Source organism: Mesorhizobium sp. B2-7-1, assembly GCF_006440735.1.
Classification (GTDB): Bacteria; Pseudomonadota; Alphaproteobacteria; order Rhizobiales; family Rhizobiaceae; genus Mesorhizobium.
This window is the reverse complement of record NZ_VFUA01000076.1, coordinates 1-20,820: the sequence shown is the minus strand read 5'-3', so window position 1 is coordinate 20,820 and position 20,820 is coordinate 1. Positions and strand designations below refer to the sequence as shown.

22 protein-coding genes and 1 pseudogene are annotated in these 20,820 nt (G+C 63.8%); 6 read left to right on the top strand and 17 right to left on the bottom strand.

The genetic code is table 11. From position 1 onward, the window contains the following. Positions 1-13: 13 nt before the first annotated feature. The 5 genes from FJ471_RS24050 to FJ471_RS24030 all read right to left on the bottom strand — a co-directional run bounded on the left by FJ471_RS24050 (position 14) and on the right by FJ471_RS24030 (position 4,463). Complete coding sequence (locus FJ471_RS24050) at positions 14-451, bottom strand: CHRD domain-containing protein (protein WP_140706426.1); 438 nt, start codon at positions 449-451, stop codon at positions 14-16. 166 nt (positions 452-617) lie between these two features. Further along, positions 618-1,589, bottom strand: coding sequence for an ABC transporter substrate-binding protein (locus tag FJ471_RS24045; protein WP_140807219.1), 972 nt, complete (start codon positions 1,587-1,589; stop codon positions 618-620). A 39-nt stretch (positions 1,590-1,628) separates the two neighbouring features. Further along, positions 1,629-2,783, bottom strand: coding sequence for an ABC transporter permease (locus tag FJ471_RS24040; protein ID WP_140807218.1), 1,155 nt, complete (start codon positions 2,781-2,783; stop codon positions 1,629-1,631). Continuing rightward, on the bottom strand, positions 2,780-3,658 hold the full coding sequence (locus FJ471_RS24035) for an ABC transporter permease (RefSeq protein ID WP_140807217.1): 879 nt from the start codon (positions 3,656-3,658) through the stop codon (positions 2,780-2,782). Before FJ471_RS24035 ends, FJ471_RS24040 begins: the two co-directional genes overlap by 4 nt. Positions 3,659-3,671: 13 nt before the next feature. Then, complete coding sequence (locus FJ471_RS24030) at positions 3,672-4,463, bottom strand: ABC transporter ATP-binding protein (protein ID WP_140807216.1); 792 nt, start codon at positions 4,461-4,463, stop codon at positions 3,672-3,674. 113 nt (positions 4,464-4,576) lie between these two features. Here FJ471_RS24030 and FJ471_RS24025 point away from each other — a divergent pair, with 113 nt between their 5' ends. Beyond that, the gene (locus FJ471_RS24025) at positions 4,577-4,987 is read left to right on the top strand and encodes a cupin domain-containing protein (protein ID WP_181179689.1); all 411 of its coding nucleotides are present in this window, start codon (positions 4,577-4,579) and stop codon (positions 4,985-4,987) included. Between the two features lie 86 nt (positions 4,988-5,073). Here FJ471_RS24025 and FJ471_RS24020 read toward each other — a convergent pair whose 3' ends face one another. From FJ471_RS24020 to FJ471_RS24010, 3 genes are all read right to left on the bottom strand, one after another. Continuing rightward, positions 5,074-5,451, bottom strand: a complete 378-nt coding sequence (locus tag FJ471_RS24020; RefSeq protein ID WP_140807214.1) for a hypothetical protein — start codon at positions 5,449-5,451, stop codon at positions 5,074-5,076. 2 nt (positions 5,452-5,453) lie between these two features. Further along, positions 5,454-6,905 carry a dihydropyrimidinase gene (gene hydA / locus FJ471_RS24015; protein ID WP_140807213.1) on the bottom strand — a complete coding sequence of 484 codons (1,452 nt, stop codon included), beginning with the start codon at positions 6,903-6,905 and terminating at the stop codon, positions 5,454-5,456. A 166-nt stretch (positions 6,906-7,071) separates the two neighbouring features. Next, complete coding sequence (locus FJ471_RS24010; protein WP_140807212.1) at positions 7,072-8,322, bottom strand: Zn-dependent hydrolase; 1,251 nt, start codon at positions 8,320-8,322, stop codon at positions 7,072-7,074. A gap of 121 nt (positions 8,323-8,443) precedes the next feature. Between FJ471_RS24010 and FJ471_RS24005 the strand changes: the two genes are divergently transcribed. After that, the gene (locus tag FJ471_RS24005) at positions 8,444-9,082 is read left to right on the top strand and encodes a TetR/AcrR family transcriptional regulator (protein ID WP_140807211.1); all 639 of its coding nucleotides are present in this window, start codon (positions 8,444-8,446) and stop codon (positions 9,080-9,082) included. Between the two features lie 96 nt (positions 9,083-9,178). Here FJ471_RS24005 and FJ471_RS24000 read toward each other — a convergent pair whose 3' ends face one another. Next, positions 9,179-10,507, bottom strand: coding sequence for an aspartate aminotransferase family protein (locus FJ471_RS24000; protein WP_140807210.1), 1,329 nt, complete (start codon positions 10,505-10,507; stop codon positions 9,179-9,181). Positions 10,508-10,745: 238 nt separating this feature from the next. Here FJ471_RS24000 and FJ471_RS23995 point away from each other — a divergent pair, with 238 nt between their 5' ends. Continuing rightward, a complete protein-coding gene (locus FJ471_RS23995) occupies positions 10,746-11,375 on the top strand; it encodes a TetR family transcriptional regulator C-terminal domain-containing protein (RefSeq protein WP_140807229.1) in 630 nt (209 codons plus the stop codon). Between the two features lie 271 nt (positions 11,376-11,646). Here the strand turns inward: FJ471_RS23995 and FJ471_RS23990 are convergent, their stop codons facing one another. Continuing rightward, positions 11,647-12,519 (bottom strand): helix-turn-helix transcriptional regulator, encoded by an 873-nt coding sequence (locus FJ471_RS23990; RefSeq protein ID WP_140807209.1) that lies wholly within the window; start codon positions 12,517-12,519, stop codon positions 11,647-11,649. A 103-nt stretch (positions 12,520-12,622) separates the two neighbouring features. On the opposite strand from FJ471_RS23990, the gene FJ471_RS23985 reads away from it, so the two are divergent. Further along, positions 12,623-13,468, top strand: a complete 846-nt coding sequence (locus tag FJ471_RS23985; protein WP_140807208.1) for an SDR family NAD(P)-dependent oxidoreductase — start codon at positions 12,623-12,625, stop codon at positions 13,466-13,468. After that, positions 13,465-14,187 carry an SDR family oxidoreductase gene (locus FJ471_RS23980; protein ID WP_140807207.1) on the top strand — a complete coding sequence of 241 codons (723 nt, stop codon included), beginning with the start codon at positions 13,465-13,467 and terminating at the stop codon, positions 14,185-14,187. The genes FJ471_RS23985 and FJ471_RS23980 overlap by 4 nt, the downstream gene beginning before the upstream one ends. 33 nt (positions 14,188-14,220) lie before the next feature. Here FJ471_RS23980 and FJ471_RS23975 read toward each other — a convergent pair whose 3' ends face one another. The 6 genes from FJ471_RS23975 to FJ471_RS23950 all read right to left on the bottom strand — a co-directional run bounded on the left by FJ471_RS23975 (position 14,221) and on the right by FJ471_RS23950 (position 19,545). Continuing rightward, positions 14,221-14,598, bottom strand: a complete 378-nt coding sequence (locus FJ471_RS23975; protein WP_140807206.1) for a DoxX family protein — start codon at positions 14,596-14,598, stop codon at positions 14,221-14,223. Positions 14,599-14,663: 65 nt separating this feature from the next. Continuing rightward, a complete protein-coding gene (locus FJ471_RS23970; protein ID WP_140807205.1) occupies positions 14,664-15,122 on the bottom strand; it encodes a carboxymuconolactone decarboxylase family protein in 459 nt (152 codons plus the stop codon). Between the two features lie 28 nt (positions 15,123-15,150). Then, complete coding sequence (locus FJ471_RS23965; protein ID WP_140807204.1) at positions 15,151-15,669, bottom strand: Rrf2 family transcriptional regulator; 519 nt, start codon at positions 15,667-15,669, stop codon at positions 15,151-15,153. A 346-nt stretch (positions 15,670-16,015) separates the two neighbouring features. Further along, entirely contained in the window at positions 16,016-17,329 is a 1,314-nt protein-coding gene (gene preA / locus FJ471_RS23960) for an NAD-dependent dihydropyrimidine dehydrogenase subunit PreA (RefSeq protein ID WP_140807228.1), read from the bottom strand. Between the two features lie 2 nt (positions 17,330-17,331). Next, entirely contained in the window at positions 17,332-18,696 is a 1,365-nt protein-coding gene (locus FJ471_RS23955) for an NAD(P)-dependent oxidoreductase (protein ID WP_140807203.1), read from the bottom strand. 114 nt (positions 18,697-18,810) lie between these two features. Continuing rightward, a complete protein-coding gene (locus tag FJ471_RS23950) occupies positions 18,811-19,545 on the bottom strand; it encodes a gamma-glutamylcyclotransferase (protein WP_140807202.1) in 735 nt (244 codons plus the stop codon). A 279-nt stretch (positions 19,546-19,824) separates the two neighbouring features. Here FJ471_RS23950 and FJ471_RS23945 point away from each other — a divergent pair, with 279 nt between their 5' ends. Further along, positions 19,825-20,601 (top strand): VOC family protein, encoded by a 777-nt coding sequence (locus FJ471_RS23945; protein WP_140807201.1) that lies wholly within the window; start codon positions 19,825-19,827, stop codon positions 20,599-20,601. Positions 20,602-20,630: 29 nt separating this feature from the next. On the opposite strand, the pseudogene FJ471_RS23940 reads toward FJ471_RS23945, so the two are convergent. After that, positions 20,631-20,820, bottom strand: a pseudogene (locus FJ471_RS23940) (hypothetical protein); the annotation flags it as partial.

Below are 20,820 nucleotides of genomic sequence, written 5' to 3'. Positions count from 1 at the left end.
CGCTTTTGCGTCTTTACATAGCCTTCTCGATCTGGCCGCGGATCTCGCCGTCCTTGTTCTTGGCGGTGTGGACGTTGACGTAGTATTTGCCGGCCTCGAGGTCGGCTGCTTGCGCGTCGGTGAGCGTCGCCGACCCCTTGATCGGGCTCTTCAGCTTCTTGAACGGGATGACCGGGTCCGCGTTTGCCCCCATGTCCGCCGGCCCGTGGATGTGGGCGGCAACGGCCGGCCCGCTGAGGCCGGAATATTTGACGTTCCAGCTGAGCTTCTTGCTTGTGCTGTCGAAGGTGAATGTGGCGGTTCCCTTGCCCTTGGTGGTGACGGGCGGGCTTTGCTGGCTGCCGTCGAGCGTCGCCTTGAACTTCATCGTCTCGGCCATGGCCGGTGAGGCGAGGAGAAAGGCGGTCGAAACGGCTAAGGCCGAAAGCATCGGCACGGAAAGGATGCGCATGAAGACCTCCGTTGGTGGCAGCATCCCGCGCGGCTCCCCGACGCGCGGATGCATCACTGCAACGGTTGGGTCGCCGGATGTATCCCGGCACACAATTATTTTACCGCGGGCAACGAAAAAGGGGCGGTCGCCCGCCCCTTTCCATCTTCCGAGTTGAGAGCGGAGCTTACTTGATCGCCTTGTCGGTGATCGCGGTCGTGTAGGCGCCGCTCGCCTCCTTGCTGATGATCTTCTGGTCGAGCAGCGCCTTGGCGGTGCGCTCGTAAGCGGCCGGGATCAGCTTGCCGTCGGCATTGTCGATCAGCTTGGCCACTTCCTTCATCATGAACTTCTGGTGGTTCTCGTCCTGGCCGCCATTGTCCACGACGATCCCAGCTGCCTCGTCGGTGTTCTCCGTGGCGTATTTCCAGCCCTTCATCGAGGCGCGCACGAAGCGCACCATCTTGTCCTCGAAGGCCGGATCCTTGAGCTTGTCCTCAAGCGTATAGAGCCCGTCCTCCAGAAGGTCGTTGCCCATGGCCGAGTAGTTGAACACGGTGAGGTCTTCGGGCTTGTAGCCGGCGTCCAGCACCTGACCGTATTCGTTGTAGGTCATCACCGAGATGCAATCGGCCTGCTTCTGGATCAGCGGCTGCACGTCGAAGCTCTGCTTGAGCACGGTGACGCCGTCCGGGCCGCCATCGGTCTTGAGCCCGATCTTGTTCATCCAGGCGTAGAACGGATATTCGTTGCCGAAGAACCAGACGCCGAGCGTATGGCCCTTGAAGTCGGCTTCGGTCTTGATCGGTCCGTCCTTCGGGCAAACCAGTTCCATGCCCGCCTTCTTGAACGGCTGGGCGATGTTGACGAGCATCACGCCCTTGTCGCGGGCGGCGAGTGCGCCACCCATCCAGTCGACGATGACGTCGGCGCCGCCGCCGGCGATCACCTGCTCGGGCGCGATATCGGGGCCGCCCGGCTTGATGTCGACGTCGAGGCCTTCGGCGTCATAGAAGCCCTTGGCCTTGGCGACATAGTAGCCGGCGAACTGGGCCTGCGTGACCCATTTCAGCTGCAATGTCACCTTGTCGGCGGCCATCGCCTGGAAGGCGGCCAGCGACATGGCGCCGGCCAAAGCAGAAATCAGCAGTCTTTTCATGTTATTACCCTCTGAAGTTAGCACCCAAACCCACCGCCCCTATCCACCTCGGACAGAGGGATGCCAAAACGTGACGGCTCTCTCGATGAGAGCGACCACGCCATAAAAGACCGAACCCGCAAGGGCTGCAACTGCGATTTCGGCCCACACCATGTCGATGTTCATCCGCCCGACTTCCGTCGAAATGCGGAATCCCATGCCGACCACTGGCGTACCGAAGAACTCCGCGACGATGGCGCCGATCAGCGCCAGCGTCGAGTTGATCTTCAGCGCATTGAAGATGAACGGCATTGCCGCCGGCAGCCTGAGCTTCAGCAGCGTCGGCCAATAGCCCGACGCATAGGTGCGCATCAGATCGCGCTCCATATGCCCGGATGCGGCCAGCCCCGCGACGGTGTTCACCAGCATCGGGAAGAAGGTCATGATGATGACGACGGCGGCCTTGGACGGCCAGTCGAAGCCGAACCACATGACCATGATCGGCGCCACACCAATGATCGGCAGCGCCGAAACCATATTGCCGATCGGGAGCAGCCCGCGCCGGAGGAACGGCACGCGGTCGGCGAGGATGGCGACGGCGAAGCCGGCGAGATTGCCGACGACATAGCCGATGAGCACTGCTTTGAAGATCGTCTGTCGCACGTCCGAGCCCAGGATCGGCAGCGAGTTGGCGATGCGCACGCCGATGGCGCTCGGCGGCGGCAAAAGGATGAAGGGAATGCCGGCGCCGCGCGTGATCGCTTCCCAGATGATCAGGATCCAGGCGCCGAAGATTGCCGGGATGACGAGGCGCAGCGCCGTCTTCGCCCAGCCCTGCGCGGGGCGCAGCGACGACAGCAGGGCGACGCAGCGCCAGGCAAGCAGCCAGGCAGCCGCAAGCAGCAGGAAATACGGCGCCAGCGCCGTGCCTTCGAAACCGGCTATGCCCTTGATCAGGAGCCAGGCGGCGGCATGCGCGCCGACGAAGAGCAAGATGGCTTCCGCGACCGGCGTCAGCTTTGCGGTCGAAACCAGCGCAGCGATGAGCAACAGCCCGATGATCAGCCCCTTCGCACCAATATAGGGATAGGCGAGCGTCGCGGCCGGCTCCGCCAGCGCGGCGGCTTCGGGCTTCGTCATCGCGCCGAGCGCGAAGGCAACGAGGCAAAGCGCAATTGCCAGCACCGATTGCCAGGACGGTTTCAACCAGTTCATGCCGGCCTCCCACCCATGGCGCGGTCGACCAGGCGCCCGGCGATACCTACCGCCATCACCAGCAGCGCGGCAACGATCGAGCCCGCGACCAGCGCCGACCAGATATCGATCGTCTGGCTGTAATAGGCGCCCGCGAGCAGCTTCGCGCCGATGCCGGCGACCGCACCGGTCGGCAGCTCGCCGACGATGGCGCCGACCAGGCTTGCCGCCACCGCCACCTTCATCGAGGTGAACAGGAACGGCACCGAGGCCGGCACCCTGAGCTTCCAGAAGGTCTGCGAGGCGCTGGCGTTATAGGTATGCATCAGGTCAAGATGCATGAGCTCGGGGGAGCGCAGGCCTTTGACCATGCCGACCGCGACCGGGAAGAACGACAGATAGGTCGAGATCAGCGCCTTCGGGATCAGGCCGGTGATGCCGATTGCCGCCAGCACCACGATGATCATCGGCGCCACCGCCAGGATCGGAATGGTCTGCGAGGCGATGATCCACGGCATAAGGCTGCGGTCCAGCGTCGCAACATGCACGATGCCGACCGCAATGACGATGCCGAGCGCGGTGCCAAAGGCAAAGCCGAGCAGCGTCGACGACAGCGTCACCCAGGCGTTGTAGACCAGGCTGCGGTTCGAGGTGACGCCGCGCAGGAAGGTGTTTTCGAAGAAATTCACCGCCACCTGATGAGGCGCCGGCAGCGTCGGCTTCGGCTGCGACAACGTCTTGCCGATGAACTCGACGACGCCCGGCGTCTCATTGGCGCGGCGGTCGAGATCGCGTTGGAACGGCGCGTTGAGGATGACGGCGAAGACGTACCAGAGCACGACCACGCCGGTGAGGATGGTGGTGACGGGGACGATCTTGGAGCGGAAGCTATCCATCTAGCAGGGCGCCTCAATCATCATAGCTGTGCCCAGCCCTGAGGCCATCGCGCACGCGCGCGGCGATCGCCAGGAATTCCGGCGTCTCGCGGATGTCGAGCGGGCGCTTCCTCGGCAGCGTCGATTCGATGACGTCGGTGACGCGGCCGGGCCGCGGCGACATCACGACGATACGCGTCGAGAGATACACCGCCTCGGGGATCGAATGGGTGACGAAGCAGATCGTCTTGTTGGTCCGGTCCCAGAGATCGAGGAGCTGTTCGTTCAGATGGTCGCGCACGATTTCGTCGAGCGCGCCGAAGGGCTCGTCCATCAAAAGCAGGTCCGCATCGAAGGCCAAGGCGCGTGCGATCGAGGCGCGCTGCTGCATGCCGCCGGAAAGCTGCCAGGGATACTTCTTCTCGAAGCCCGAGAGGTTGACGAGCTCCAGCGTGCGCTTGATGCGCTCCGCCTGCTCGGCCTGGCTCACGCCCATGACCTCAAGCGGCAGCGCCACGTTGCGCTCGATCGTGCGCCACGGGAACAGGGCCGCCGCCTGGAAGACATAGCCATAGGCGCGTTTCTCGCGTGCCTGCTCAGGCGACATCCCGTTGACGGAGATCGTCCCGGAGGTCGCCTTCTCCAGATCGGCGATGACGCGCAGCAAGGTGGTCTTGCCGCAGCCGGACGGGCCGATGAAGGAGACGAATTCGCCCTTGCCGATGGTCAGATCGACATTGGAAAGCGCCTGCACCGGACCGTCATTGGTCTGGAAGGTGAGGCCGAGCTTGCTTGCCGAAACGACGGCTGGCGGCTGTTCGGTCATTGGCTGCAGCCTGCCTTTCGCAGCCGCTGCCGCGCTGCCCGCAATCCGGTTGATTTTATGATAGCGTTGCTTTCCACTCGTCCTGCCCCACCCGATCGACGCCGCCCGGAGCCTTGCCGATGTCGCCTAAACCCACCTGTCATCTCGTTCGCCCCGAAAGCACTTACCAGGGCAAGCAGGGACTGAGCTATTTCGCCGGCATCGCCGCCGAGACCGTCGGCTCGTCCGGCATCTGCATGCATCTTCTCACCATGCCGCCCGGCGCCCGCGCCAAGGCGCATAAGCATGAAAGCCACGAGACGGCCATCTACGTGCTCTCGGGCGAAGTCCACACCTGGTACGGCGACCGGCTCGAGCATCACATCGTCGTCAAGGCCGGCGACCTCTTCTACATTCCGGCGGGCGTTCCGCATCTGCCCGCCAATCTGAGCGGCGCGCCTTCTTCCGCGGTCATCGCCCGCACCGATCCCAACGAACAGGAAAGCGTCGTCCTGCTGCCGGAGTTGGACGGCCTTGTAGCCTAAGGCATTTTGCAGCCAAGCGGCATCGCTTGGCGTCGCATAGATGCGGCCGGAACGAACACGCCTCTCAGGAATCGACGGAATCGCCGTCATTTGCATCGGGAGACTTCGCCCATCACGTTGCCGTCCCCGTCGGCCACCACCAGCTTCTTCACGTTCTTCGCACTGCGCTTGATAGTGAACTTGGTCGGCGCCTGTCCCTCTTCGCCTTCCGCCTCGCACTTCGCAGTCACCACCAGCGATCCGTCAGCCTGAGCCTGCCTCTCGCTGAAGGTGCAGGCGCTGGCCGCCGTGATCACTTCCTTGTCGGTCAAGAGCAGCATCTTGTCGGCGGCGACTTCCTGGCCGTTCCGGTTGATGCAGCCATATTTGTCGCCATAAGGCTTGCTGAGGTCGATGCCCGCGGCGAGCGCCTGGCCGGCGGCCAGCACAGCAGTCGCCGCGATCGCAAGATGAAGAGCCCGCATGGTCAGACCCCGGTGGCCGGAATGCCGGTACGCTCCACCTTGCGCGGCGCGGAAATCTCCTTCCAGGTCGACAGTGCCCGGTTGACCGCGGCGTTCGGCTCACGCGCGACGAACTCGCCATGGCCTGCCTTGGCCTTCACGTCAGCTTCCTCGATCGACAATTCGCCGCGCGAGAAGACGAAGCGCGGCAGGCCGGTCACCTCGACGCCTTCGAAGACGTTATAGTCGATCACCGACTGCTGCTTCTTCGCCGAGATCGTCTTCTTGCGCTTCGGATCCCAGACGATGATGTCGGCGTCGGCGCCTTCGACGATGGCGCCCTTCTTCGGATACATGTTGAGGATCTTGGCGATGTTGGTCGAGGTCACGGCGACGAACTCGTTCATCGTCAGCCGTCCGGTGTTGACGCCTCTCGTCCACAGAACCGGCAAGCGGTCCTCGAGCCCGCCTGTGCCGTTCGGGATTTTGGTGAAGTCGCCGACGCCGTTGCGCTTCTGTTTGGTCGTGAAGGCGCAGTGGTCGGTCGCCACCACCTGCAGCGAACCGGCCTGCAGGCCGGCCCACAGCGAATCCTGATGAAGCTTGTTGCGGAAGGGCGGGCTCATCACCCGGCGTGCCGCGTGGTCCCAGTCCTTGTTGAAATATTCGGTCTCGTCGAGCGTCAAATGCTGGATCAGCGGCTCGCCGAACACCCGCATGCCCTTCTGGCGGGCGCGGCGGATCGCCTCGTGGCTCTGCTCGCAGGAGACATGCACGACATAGAGCGGCACGCCGGCCATGTCGGCAATCATGATGGCGCGGTTCGTCGCCTCGCCTTCCACTTCCGGCGGGCGCGAAAAGGCGTGGCCCTCGGGGCCGTTGTTGCCTGCGGCGAGCAGTTTTTGCGAGAGCGCGGCGACGACGTCGCCATTCTCGGCATGGACCAGCGGCAGCGCGCCGAGGTCGGCGCAGCGCTGGAACGAGGCATACATCTCGTCGTCGTCGACCATCAGCGCGCCCTTGTAGGCCATGAAATGCTTGAACGAGGTGATGCCCCTGTCGACCACCGTCGCCATCTCGTCGAACACCTGCTTGCCCCACCAGGTGATCGCCATGTGGAAGGAGTAGTCGCAGGCGGCCTTCGATGTCTTGTTGTCCCACATCTGCAGGGCTTCGAGCAGCGACTGCTGCGGCGCCGGCAGGCAGAAATCGACGACCATGGTCGTGCCGCCCGAAAGTGCTGCGCGCGTGCCGGATTCGAAATCGTCGGCCGAATAGGTGCCCATGAAGGGCATTTCGAGATGGGTGTGCGGATCGATGCCACCCGGCATGACATAGCAGCCCGTGGCGTCGAACTCATGGTCGCCGTGCAGGTTCGAGCCAATGGCGACGATCTTGCCGTGCTGCATCAGCACGTCGGCCTTCCACGTGCGGTCGGCAGTGACGACGGTGCCGTTGCGGATGACTTTGGTCATATCTGTTCCCCTGTTCTTTCGCGCTTCTTTGCGGGCGGCGTTGCGAGGTGATCGGTCCAGAGCAATTTCAGGAAAAGTGTGACGCGGTTTTCCGTCCGAAATTGCGTTGAAACAAAGAGCTAGAGCATTTCGCCGTTTCCGTGAAACGCTGAAATGCTCTAGCAGGTCATTCGACGATTCCCGCCGTCTCCACCACCGCGTGGAACAGCACATCGGTGCCAGCCGCCGCCCATTCCCTGGTGATCTCCTCGGCTTCGTTGTGGCTGAGCCCGTCCACACAGGGGCACATCACCATCGCGGTCGGCGCGACGCGGTTGATCCAGCAGGCATCGTGGCCGGCGCCCGACACGATGTTGCGATGCGAGTAGCCGAGACGCTCGGCGGCGTCGCGGATTGCCTTGACGCAGTTCTTGTCGAAGGTGACCGGATCGAAATGGCCGACCTGCTCGATCTTGTATTGGATATCGAGCGCGTCGCAGATCGTGTCGATGCCTTCGCGGATGCGGCCGTCCATGGCGTCGAGCACTTCCTTTTCCGGCGAGCGAATGTCGATGGTGAAGACGGTGCGCCCGGCGATGATGTTGCGCGAATTGGGATAGACTTCCATATGGCCGACCGCGCCGACGGCGTCCGGCTGGTAGTCCATGGCGATCTCATGCACCAGTTCGATCACCCGAGCCATGCCGAGCCCGGCATTGCGGCGCTTCGGCATCGGCGTCGAGCCGGTATGCGCCTCCTTGCCGGTCAGCGTCACCTGCAGCCATTTCAGGCCCTGGCCATGGGTGACGACGCCGATATCGATGCCCTCGTCCTCCAGGATCGGCCCCTGCTCGATATGCAGCTCGAAGAAGGCGTGGATCTTGCGGTCGCCGACCTTCTCGGTGCCTTTCCAGCCGATGCGCTCGAGCTCCTCGCCGAACTTTTTGCCCTCCTTGTCGACATGCTGGTAGACATCGGCCTGGTCGAGCACGCCGGCGAACACGCCCGACGCCATCATCGCCGGGGCGAAGCGCGCACCCTCCTCGTTGGTCCAGTTGGTGACGACGATCGGGTGCCTGGTCTTGATGCCGAGATCGTTGAGCGAACGCACCACTTCCAGCCCGCCCAGCACGCCGAGCACGCCGTCATACTTGCCGCCGGTCGGCTGCGTGTCGAGATGGCTGCCGACATAGACCGGCGGCAGGCTGGGGTCGGTGCCTTCGCGGCGGGCAAACATCGTGCCCATCTCGTCGAGGCCCATTTCGAGCCCCGCCGCCTCGCACCAGCGCTCGAACAGATGGCGGCCCTCGCCGTCCTCGTCGGTCACGGTCTGGCGATTGTTGCCGCCGGCAATGCCGGGGCCGATCTTCGCCATCTCCATGATGGAATCCCACAAGCGGTCTGAATTGATTCGCAGATTTTCGCCGGGTGCGGCCATTTGCGGTTCCCATTTTCACCAGGGGTCTTGTCGCCCCTTGAGTGGTTTGCATCCTGACCGTATGGTCAGCTTTCAGACTACACAAGCTGACCAAGCGGTCAACGAGAATCTTGGGGGAGACATGACCGAACCCACCCGTCCCATGCGGCGCCAGGACATAAGGCGGGAGAATGAAAAAGCCATTCTGCTGGCCGCCGAAAAGGTGTTCGCGGAGGCCGGGTTCGGCGGCGCCACGATGCAGTTGATCGCCGACCTGGCGGGGCTGCCGAAGGCAAATCTCCACTATTATTTCGCCACCAAGGAAGAGCTCTACCGGTCCGTCGTCCAGAACATTTTCGAGATCTGGCTGCAGGCTGCCAATTGCTTCGATGCAGCGCGCGGCCCGGTGGACGGTATCAGCGCCTATATCGACGCAAAGATGGAAATATCGCGCCGTCATCCGGACGGCTCGAAGGTCTGGGCCTCGGAAGTGATGCACGGCGCGCCGGTGCTGCAGGACTATATGGAATCGACGCTGCGCGAGTGGACCGACGGCCGCGTCGAGATCATCGGGCGCTGGATCGAGGAGGGCAAGATGGACCGGGTGGATCCGCGCCATCTGCTCTACATGCTGTGGGCCACCACCCAGCACTACGCCGATTTCGGCCACCAGATCGAGACGCTGAACGGCGGCAAGTCGCTCTCCGACCGGCAATGGCGGGAAGCCAAGGAAAACATCAAGCGGGTGATCCTGACCGGCATCGGCGCGCAGCCCGCCTGATTGGAACCGCTCTTGGGGTCGGCGCATGTCCGCCGACCTCGCCCAGCCGCTTCACGAACACCCTCCCCTGACGGGAAGGGTGCCCGCGCCGGCTTATCAGTCGATCGACCTCAGCACGTCGCGAACATGGTCGATCAGCTCGTTGATCTGGCCCTTGGTGATGATCAGCGGTGGCGACAGCGCGATGATGTCGCCGGTGGTGCGGATCAGCGCGCCGCGCTCGAACGCCTTGACGAAGGCCGAGAACGCCCGCTTGGTCGGGCTGCCGGCGATCGGCGCGAGCTCGATCGCGCCGATCAGGCCGATGTTTCGGATGTCGATGACATGCGGCTCGCCCTTGAGCGAATGCAGCGCGTCTTCCCAGTAAGGCGCCAGCTCCTCGCCGCGCGTCAGCAGGCCCTCTTCCTTGTAGGTGTCCAGCGTGCCGAGCGCCGCGGCGCAGGCGATCGGATTGCCCGAATAGGTATAGCCGTGGAAGAACTCGATCATGTGTTCCGGGCCGGTCATGAAGGCGTCGTGGATCTCCTTCTTGACGAACACCGCGCCCATCGGGATGACGCCGTTGGAGACGCCCTTGGCGGTGGTCATGATATCCGGCGTGACGCCGAAATAGTCGGCCGCGAACGGCGCGCCGAGGCGGCCGAAACCGGTGATCACTTCATCGAAAATCAACAATATGCCGTGCTTCGTGCAGATTTCCCGAAGCTTCTGCAGGTAGCCCTTCGGCGGCAGGATGACGCCGGTGGAGCCGGCGACCGGCTCGACGATGACGGCCGCGATGGTCGAGGCGTCATGCAGGGTGACGAGGCGCTCGAGCTCGTTGGCGAGCTCCGCGCCATGGTCCGGCACGCCCTTCGAGAAGGCGTTCTTCTCGGGCAGGTGCGTGTGCGGCAGGTGGTCGACGCCGCCGAGCAGCGTGCCGAACATCTTGCGGTTGGTGACGATGCCGCCGACCGAGATGCCGCCGAAATTGACGCCGTGATAGCCGCGCTCGCGGCCGATCAGACGGGTGCGCGAGCCCTCGCCTTTCACGCGGTGATAGGCGATCGCCATCTTCAGCGCGGTCTCGACCGATTCCGAACCGGAATTGGTGAAGAAGACATGGTCCATGCCCTTGGGCGCGATATCGACCAGCCGGTTCGCCAACTCGAACACGATCGGATGGCCCATCTGGAAGGCAGGCGCGTAGTCGAGTTCGGCGGCCTGGCTCTGGATAGCCTCGGTGATCTTCGGCCGGCAGTGGCCGGCGTTCACGCACCACAGGCCCGCGGTGCCGTCGAGCACCTTGCGGCCGTCGCTGGTCGTGTAGTGCATGTCCTTGGCGGACACGAACATGCGCGGCGCCTGCTTGAACTGCCGGTTTGCCGTGAACGGCATCCAGAATGCGCTGAGATCGTTCGGCGTGACTTTCAGCCGGTTGGACATGACCAAGACTTCCCCTTGTAACCTGTTTCGGTGCGGCCAACGCTTGGTCTTCGCTGCGTTTTCGTGCTACGCAAAATTTTGACCGGTTGGACAAACGTTAGCACCGCCTGTCGGCGGTCAAGGGATTACTAGCGGAAATGCGGCATAAAAAGCGCGCTCCACAGGCCAAGGAAAAACTGGTCCAGACAATTGGTCCAGAGAGCTCGCGCGAAGACGGCCGGCAAGGATGACGGATACGATGGAAGGCTCCGCTCCTCGCCGCACCCGTATCCAGCAGGAAAAGCGCGAGCTCATCCTGGAAGCCGCGCTCGAAGTCTTCTCCGCCAACGGGTTTCGCGGCTCGACCATCGACCAGATCGCCGAAGCCGCCGGCATGTCGAAGCCCAACCTTCTCTATTACTTTCGCCGCAAGGAAGACATTCACGAGACGTTGATGCAGCGCCTGCTCGACACATGGCTGGCGCCGCTGCGCGAGCTTGACGACATCGGCGATCCGCTGACGGAGCTCAGAAGCTATATCCGCAGGAAGCTCGAAATGGCGCGCGACTTCCCGCGCGAAAGCCGGCTCTTCGCCAACGAGATCCTGCAGGGCGCCCCGCGCATCATGCCGATGCTGGAGGGCGACCTGAAGACTCTGGTCGATGAGAAGGCCACCGTCATCAAGGGCTGGATGCGCGCTGGCAAGATCGCCCGCACCGATCCCTGGCACCTTATCTTCTCGATCTGGGCGACGACGCAGCACTATGCCGATTTCGACGTCCAGGTGCGCGCCGTGCTCGGCGCCGACCGCGGCGGCAACGGCCGCTTCGAGGACGCGGCGCGCTTCCTGGAGCAGTTGTTCCTGGATGGGCTGAAGCCGAAGGGCTAGCGTCTGGTCGAATAGCTTAAGGACGGAATCGACCTGCCAGCCGTTTGGCTGTTGCTGCCCTTTGGAGATTGGCCGAAGCCTCTCAGCTTCGTCATCCACGGGCGGAGCAAGGAGCGTAGCGACGCGGCGCAGACCCGAGGATCCATTCCGCGACGTTGAGGCGTTGCAACGGTGCAAAATTCTGCTCCGCGGCACCCCACGGCCGAGGTAACGGAATGGATTCTCGGGTCTCCGCTCCCGCTCCGCCCGTGGATGACGAAGCTGAGAGGCCTCAGGCGCTGCGCCGCTCGGTTGGAAGGTCGTCGAGCAGCTTCTTGAGCTTGGCGACCGAGTTCTGCTCGGCAAGCGGCGTGTAGACGATCAATCGCATATCCGAACCGTCATCGATCGACAGGCTCATATGCTCGAACGTCATCGCGCCGGCGATCGGATGCCGCAAATGCTTCAGGCCGGACAGCCGGTGCACCACATCGCGCTGCGGCCACCACTCGCGGAACTCCGGACTTGAACGCATCATCAGCGCGATCAGCCGCTCGAAATCCGGATCTCCGGTGTATTTCGCGCTCTCGGCGCGGAACGCGGCAAGGGTTGCGCGCGCCAGCTGTTCCCAGTCCACGAGCAAATGCCGCCGATGTGGATCGGTGAAGACACCGTGGATGATGTTGCGGGCATCGCCCTCCAGCAGGCCGTAGTCGCCGAAAATCGCGACCGCCGCGTCATTCCATGCCAGCACGTCCCAGCGCGGGCCGACGACATAGGCGGGCTGCAGGACCAGGCTCTGCAGCATATGCAGCAACGGTCCCTCGACCTTTGCCTCCACGATGCGCCGTCGCTCCGGCTGCTGGCGGCCGGCGAGCGTGAACAAATGTCGCTGCTCGGCACCGTCGAGCCGCAGCGCCTGGCAAAGCGCTGTCAGCACCTCGACCGAAGGCCGCACGTCCCTGCCCTGCTCGAGCCATGTGTACCAGGTCGTGCCGACGCCGGCGATCATCGCCACTTCCTCGCGCCGCAGCCCGGGCGTGCGTCGCCTCTGGCCGGCGGCAATGCCGGTATCCGAGGGCGAAAGCCGCTCGCGGCGGGAACGCAGGAAGGCGCCGAGCTCGCGCCGGCGGTGATCTTCGGGGGAATGGGCGACGGCATCCATGCGCCTATTATAGCAGTACTGATACCAGGATAAAGTTTGAACTGTTTGAGATACGCGCCGTGTCCCATCTTTGCGTTCAGAGCAACGCAAGGAGGCTCCGAACATGGAACTCAAGGACAAGATAATTCTCGTCACCGGCTCGACCGACGGCGTCGGCCGCGTGGTCGCCGAACGGCTCGGCGCCGCCGGCGCCCGCGTGCTGGTGCATGGCCGCGACGAAGGCCGCGGCAAGGCGACGATCGCAGCCATCGAAGCCAAGGGCGGCAAGGCGGAATTTCTCGCCGCCGACCTCGCTTCGCTTGCCGAAGTGCACCGCCTCGCCGAAGCCGTGCGCACAAGGACCAACCGGCTCGACGTCTTGATCAACAATGCAGGCGTCGGCACCGGCGGCCAGGGCGCGAAGCGGCAGATAAGCGCCGACGGCTATGAACTGCGCTTCGCCGTCAACTATCTCGCCGGCTTCCTGCTAACCTCGGAACTTTTGCCGCTGCTCAAGGCAAGCGCGCCGGCGCGCATCGTCAATGTCGCTTCGGCCGGTCAGCAGGCGATCGATTTCGACGATGTCATGCTGACGCAGGGCTACAGCGGCGTGCGTGCCTACTGCCAGAGCAAGCTGGCGCAGATCCTGTTCACCGTCGATCTGGCCGAGCAGCTCGAAGGCACCGGCGTCAGCATCAACGCCTTGCACCCGGCAAGCTACATGGACACCACCATGGTCCGGCAGGCCGGCGTCACACCGTGGAGCTCGGTCGAGACCGGCGCCGACGCCATCCTCAACCTCGCGGCATCGCCGGCGCTCGAAGGGCGCAGCGGCCGCTACTTCGACGGCCAACGCGAATCGCGCGCCGACGCGCAGGCCTATGACGAAAAGGCTCGCCGCCAATTGCGGACCTTGAGCCTCGAACTGATCGAGGGTCCATCCTCCAAACCTAAGGAACAGCACTCATGAGCGAGACCATCGAACATTGCGTCATCATCGGCGGCTCGTCCGGCATCGGCCTTGCCACGGCCAAACGGCTGGTCGGCCCCGGCATGAAAGTGACCATCACCGGCCGCAACGAGGAGAAGCTCAAAGGCGCGTGGAAGGCCCTTGGCGGCACCGTCGGCAAGGCCGTGTTTGACGCCGCAAAGCCGGACGAGGTTCGGCATTTCTTCGGTGAACTCGGGCCGGTCGATCACCTGGTTCTCGCCGCGAGCGGCGGCAAGGGGCTTGGACCGTTCGCGACGCTCGACCTCGCTGACATCGGCAGCGGCGTCGACGAGAAGATCCGGCCGCAATTGTCCTGTCTGCAGGCGGCCCTGCCGACCTTGAACAAAGCCGGATCGGTCACCTTCATCTCGGCCGTCTCGGCGCAGATCGCGGCGCCCGGTGTCGCCGGCATCGGCGCCATCAACGGCATGCTCTTGACCGTCGCGCCGATCCTGGCGGTCGAGCTGAAGCCGCTGCGCGTCAACGTTGTGGCGCCCGGCGTCATCGACACGCCCTGGTGGGATTTTCTCCCCGAGGAGCAGCGGCAGGCGGTGTTTGCCGAATATGCCAGCAAGACGCCGGTCGGCCGCATCGGACGCGCCGAGGATGTCGCCGAGGCGATCGCCTTCCTGGTCTCCAACGGCTTCATGACCGGCCAGGTGCTCACCTGCGACGGCGGCCTGAGGTTCGCTGCCTAGCCCGGACGCTCGCGGCCGCGACAGCGCGGCCGCCTACACGCCCTGCGCGATCAGCGCCAGGAACCCACCGGCCAAAGCGACATTGCTGACGACGCCGTTGATGCGTGACGCGCGATCCGCGCCTTGATGGTCCCAGAAATTGTGGAACATCGGCGTCGCGACGACGAGGAAGACGATCAGCGCGGCGGCTGCCAAAGCGGTCCATAGGCCGGCGATCACCAGCACGCCGGCAACGACCTGCAGCACGATACCCAACCACAGAGCCAGCGTCGCCCGCGGCACGCCGCGCGCGGCCATCAACGACGCGACCAGCTTTCTGTTCTGGATGTTGCGCAGGCCGGCAAAGACGAAGGCGCCGCCGAGCAGCAGGCGCGCCACAACCAGAATCTCGTTCTGAAAATTCTCAAACATGTCGTTGATCCTGAAAATGAAAAAAGCGTGGGCCCATCACAGGCCCACGCTGTCGATGGATAAACTCAGGCGGCTTTTGCGGACGGCATCGGATGAATGGCGTGGAACGGAATGCACAGCCGGTTCCAGGTGTTGATCATGCCGAGCGCGACCGAGAGCTTGACCAGCTCCTCTTCCGAGAAATGCTCGAGCGTGCGGGTGTAGAGCTCGTCCGACACGCCATTGTCGGCGATCAGCGTCACGGCCTCGGTCCACGCAAGGGCGGCGCGTTCGCGCTCGGAAAACAGCGGCGATTCCTTCCAGGCGGCGACGAGATAGAGCCGGGTTTCGGTCTCGCCGTCGCGCCTCGCCTCACGGCTGTGCATCTCGACGCAATACGAGCAGCCATTGATCTGCGAAGCCCTGAGCTTGATCAGGTGCAGCAGGCTCACCTCCAGCCCGCATTCGTCGACGGCCTTGTTGAGTGCCGACACCGCCTTCATGATCTCCGGCGCTTTGGCGAAGAACTGCATTCTCTGTTTCATCGTCTTTCCTTCCAGTTTTTGGGTGGGTCTAGATCTGCTTGGATGAAGCGGATTTCTGCGGCCGCTGGTGGCGCTCGACGAAAGCGCAGCTTGCAGCATAGGATCGCGGATCGCCTTCCGCGGCGTACTCCGCCACGATGTCGGATATCTTCACTTCGGCGAGCGCCGCCCGATAGGCGCGCTCGGCCTTGAGCATCGCGGCATTGATGCCGCAGGGTTTGACATAGGCCGACGCGTCGATCTTGACCGGGCCACGCTGGCGGATTTCGCCGCAGCGAAAAGCAGGCTCCCGTCCCTCGACGGCCAGCACGACGTCGAGCAACGTGATCTGTTCCGCCGCTCGGGCCAGCCGATAGCCGCCCGCCGGCCCCGGCAGCGATTCCAGGATGCGCGCCGCCGTGAGCTGGTTGAGATGCTTCAAGAGATAGCTCGGCGACAGCCCGAAGCACTCGGCAAGCGCCGCGCCCGGCATGGTGCTGTTGCCGTCGACGCTCGCCAGCGTCGCTGTGCAGTGAATGGCCGCCTCGACCCCTTCGCTCAGCTTCATGGCTTCGATCTCCTATTCGTCGATATGTTTTATCCTGGATAATTTTTATCTGCAATAGAGAAATGAAGAGTGCCCGCCGATTCGCAATGACAGAGAGTGAGAGAGAGGCGCTTCGCAGAACTTGGGTTCCTCGCACCCCGCAAAGCGGGGGAGAGGTGGCCCGGCGAAGCCGGGACGGAGAGGGGGACGCCCTCTGCGAAGCCAAAACCGGTCAGGGACTAGGCGCAAGAAAGATAGATAAAAGACAATCTGGGGCCTCGGCAGTGTCCAGTCGTCCCGAAGGCCCCTCTCCGTCCCGGCTTCGCCGGGTCACCTCTCCCCACTGCGTGGGGCGAGGAACCCAAGCTTATTCCGCAGCCACCTTGGCCATCGGGTTGTTGGGGTGTGTCGTCCAGTTGGCGTAGATCGGCGATACCGGCTTGCCGGTTCGCTCGTCCATCGCGCCGGCGGCCAGCGGCTCCATGGTGATGCAGCCCTCGACCGGACAGACATTGACGCAGAGGTTGCAGCCGACGCATTCGGCCTCGATCACCTCGAAATGCCTGGCGCCGTCGACCATGCTGGTGATCGCCTGGTGCGAGGTGTCCTCGCAGGCGATATGGCAGCGGCCGCATTTGATGCAGGCGTCCTGGTCGATATGCGCCTTGGCGACATAGTTGAGGTTGAGATACTGCCAGTCGGTGACGTTGGGCGTTGCGCGGCCGATGATGTCCGAGAGCGAGGCATGGCCCTTCTCGTCCATCCAGTTCTCCAGCCCGGCGATCATCTCCTGCACGATCTTGAAGCCGTAGGTCATGGCCGCGGTGCAGACCTGCACATTGCCGGCGCCGAGCGCCATGAATTCGGCGGCATCCCGCCAGGTGGTGATGCCGCCGATGCCGGAGATCGGCAGGCCGTGCGTTTCGGGATCGCGAGCGATCTCGGCCACCATGTTCATGGCGATCGGCTTCACCGCCGGACCGCAATAGCCGCCATGCGAGCCCTTGCCGTCGATGGTCGGCTGCGGCGCGAATGAGTCGAGATCGACGCCGGTGATCGAGTTGATGGTGTTGATCAACGACACCGCGTCGGTACCGCCGGCGTGCGCCGCGCGCGCGGGCTTGCGCACATCGGTGATGTTGGGCGTCAGCTTGGTGATGACCGGCATGCGGGTATTCTGCTTGCACCAGCGCACCACCATCTCGATGTATTCGGGCACCTGCCCGACGGCCGCGCCCATACCGCGTTCCGACATGCCATGCGGGCAGCCGAAATTGAGCTCGATGCCGTCGGCTTCCGTGTCCTCGACCACCGGCAGGATCGCCTTCCAGGCATCCTCGACGCAGGGAACCATCAGCGAGACGACGATGGCGCGGTCCGGCCAGTCCTTCTTGACCTGCTTGATCTCGCGCAGATTGACCTGCAGGTCGCGGTCGGTGATTAGCTCGATATTGTTCAGGCCGAGCAGACGGCGGTCGGCGCCCCAGATCGCGCCGTAGCGCGGCCCGTTGACGTTGACGACCGGCGGGCCTTCCTCGCCCAGCGTCTTCCATACCACGCCGCCCCAGCCGGCCTTAAAGGCGCGGATGACATTGTAGGCCTTGTCGGTCGGCGGCGCCGAGGCCAGCCAGAACGGATTGGGCGACTTGATGCCGACGAAATTGTTGCGGATGTCTGCCATGCTCATGCCCTCCCGTTTGAGGTCAGCGCCCGGTGGATGCTCTCGGCGGCGTCGCGCCCTTGCGCCACCGCCGAGACTGTGAGGTCGTCGCCGCCGAAGATACAATCGCCACCGGCCCAGACTTTTGCCAGCGAAGTGCGGCCTTCCGCATCGACCCTAATGCGTCCGCCCTCGAGATCGATCTGCTCGCCGCTGCCGTTGAGATGCGCCGGCACGAAACTCTGGCCGATCGCCTTGAACACCTGGTCGGCGACAAGCGTGAGCCGTTCGCCGGTGCCGGCGAGCTTGTCGCCGTTCATCGCCGTATATTCGAGCTCGATCGCCGAAACCTTGCCGTTCTCGGCAAGGACGCGCTTCGGCTGCAGCCAGTGGCGGATGGTGACGCCGTTGGCGGCGGCCAGATCCTGCTCGAAGCCGGAGGCGTTCATGTGTTCCTGGCCGCGCCGGTAGCAGACCGTCACCTCTTCCGCGCCGAGCAGCTTCGACTGCACCGCGGCATCGATCGCCGTCATGCCGCCGCCGATGACGACGACGCGCCGGCCGACCGGCAGGCTGGAGAGATCGCTCGCCTGGCGCAGTTCCGAGATGAACTCGACGGCATTGGCGACACCATCCGTGTCCTCGCCATCGGCGCGCAGCGCGTTGACGCCGCCGAGCCCCAGCCCAAGGAATACGGCGTCGTAGTTGCGCATCAGGTCGGCCAACTGGAAGTCGCGCCCGAGCGCCTTGCCGTTCTGGATGTCGATGCCGCCGATCGCGGTGACGTAGTCGACCTCGGCCTGGGCGAAATCGTCGACGCTCTTGTAGGCGGCTATGCCATATTCGTTGAGGCCGCCGGCCTTCGGCCGCGCCTCCAGGATCGTCACCTCATGGCCGTGGCGGGCAAGCCGATGCGCCGCCGCCAGCCCCGCCGGCCCGGCGCCGACCACGGCAATGCTCTTGCCCGTCGCTTCGGCGCGCTTGTAGAACTGCTTCTCCTCGCTCATGGCGACGTCGGTCGCGTAGCGCTGCAGCCGGCCGATCTGCACCGGCTTGCCTTCCGCCACCTCGCGCACGCACACCTCTTCACACAACGTCTCCGTCGGACAGACGCGGGCGCACATGCCGCCAAGGATGTTCTGGTCGAAGATCGTCTTGGCCGAGCCAAGCGGATTGCCGGTCGCGATCTGCCGGATGAACAGCGGGATGTCGATCGAGGTCGGACATGCGTTCATGCACGGCGCGTCGTAGCAGAAATAGCAGCGATCGGATTCGACCAGCGCCTCGTGGTGGTCGAGCGGCGGATGCAGGTCGGAAAAATTGTCGGCATATTGCTCTGAAGACAGCCGGCCGCCGGCAATGCCTTCGATGAAATGACCAGTCGCCATTCCAGTTCCCCTTGTTGTCGTTTTGGGGAAGGCTAGCACGTTTTATTTTTTTATCAATTGGTCAATTTTCGACCAAGTTACTGTATTGGTTGCATAAAAACATGATAATTATAGTCATGTTATAGCAGCGACATCCATGGCCGCCGGCTCGCTTCCGACGATCATGTGACCGTGGATCGAACGGATTTCGTCCGCCACCAGGTCCTGCAGCCGCCACAGATTGCGGTCATGAATGCCGAATGTCTCGAGATGGCTGACGGTGTTGTAAAGATACTCCGCGCCGGAGCCGACATGGCCGCACGCGCGTGCCAGTATCTGCGCTACCCTCGCCAGCGGCTGCCTGAGCGAAGTGCCCTTGCCGGTCACGCCGACCCAGAAGCCCAGCGCCCGCAGCGGCCCTTGCGCCGTGCGCACCGGAACCCACCGGACCGAGCTGACGGCCTCGTGATCGTCGATTTCGCGTCGCAACAGGCGTTCGATCTGTGCGGGTTTTTCGCCATCCGGCAGGCGGTAGATGACGCCGTCGCAGCGCCCGCCGCGCTCCAGCGCCATCATCAATCCGGGCTGTTCGCGGCTGCCTCGCCAACGCTCTATGTCGAGGCAGAACGACCGGTGCCAGCCATGTGCCGCCGCACGCCGCTGTTCGACCGATTCGAAGGCAGGCTTCCAGATCAGCGAGCCATAGGCGAACACCCAGAGTGGACCCTCATCGGCTTCATTGCCGAGGCGCGAGGCGAGCATGCTGAAATCGTCGTCGCTGAGCTGCGTCCACTCCCAGCTCGGACCGGGATCGGTTTCCTCACGATGGCACAGAGCCACAAGCTCAGGCGTGAGCGACATTCGACGCATGGAAACAAGCCCCTCTTTGACGGCAGCAAAGTCGAAAACCCTCGGGCACGCAAGACCGCTGGTGTTGAGCAATTCCAGGAAAAAGTGCGTAGCGGTTTTCCGTCCAGAATTGCGTAAAACAAAAGAGATGGAGCGGTTCGCCGTTTCCGCGAAACGGGTGAAACGATCTAGCGCCTTGCCGTTCCCGATTTTTGGCCCAGATGTCGGATTTCCGTTGCCGAGATCGTCCTAGGATGGATCGAACCGCGATCGCTGCCTGAACCAGTGAGGAGACCGACCATGCCGAAATCCCCGCAACCTTTCTTCTGGTACGAATTGATGACCACCGATCTCGACGCCGCCGAGGCTTTCTACACTGCCGTTGTCGGCTGGAAAGCCGAGCCCTTCGACAAGGCGCCCGGCATGCCCCGTTACATCGTCGTGAACTCCGCCGTGCGCGGCGTGGGCGGGTTGATGACCATGCCGGAAGAGCCCGCCAAGATGGGCATGCCGCCAGCCTGGGTGGGCTACATATACACCAAGGACGTCGACGCCTCGACGCAAGCGCTCAAGGACGCCGGCGGTGTGGTGCATCGCGCGCCGGACGACATTCCGGGCGTCGGCCGCTTCGCCGTCGTCGCCGATCCGCAAGGGGCGGCCTTCATGTTCTTGCAGCCCAACCAGCCCGAACAGCCGCCGGTGCCCGCGACCACGCTCGGCCATGTCGGCTGGCAGGAGCTCTACACCTCGGACTGGAAGGCCGCCTTCGACTTCTATTCCAGCCAGTTCGGCTGGCAGAGCGCCGGCCAGTTCGACATGGGCGAGATGGGCATCTACCAGACTTTCGGTGCCGGCCCCGAATCCGGCGGCGGCATCATGAACAAGCCGCCGCAGATCCCGGTCGCCGTCTGGCAGTTCTATTTCAACGTCGAAGCCATCGACGCCGCGGCCAAGCGCGTCACCGACAATGGCGGCAAGGTGCTGATGGGACCGATGGACGTGCCGAGCGGCCAATGGATCATCCAGTGCCAGGACCCGCAAGGCGCGCATTTCGCCTTGCTGGCTCCGGCGCGGTAGCAGCGCTTACTGGATGGGCTGGCGCCGGATCATTCCGGCGTCAGCACCGCCACCTTGAGATCGGCCTTTTTCGCGCCGCTGAGCTGGATGATCGCCGCGCCGCCGGCGAGCTTGAAGCGCACGCTCTTGCGGATGCCAGGGCAGGTTTTCACGCCGCTGAAGGCCGCCCCTTGCGGATCGGCGACGACGGCGAAGCGGCCGACGCCCGGAATGTCGTCC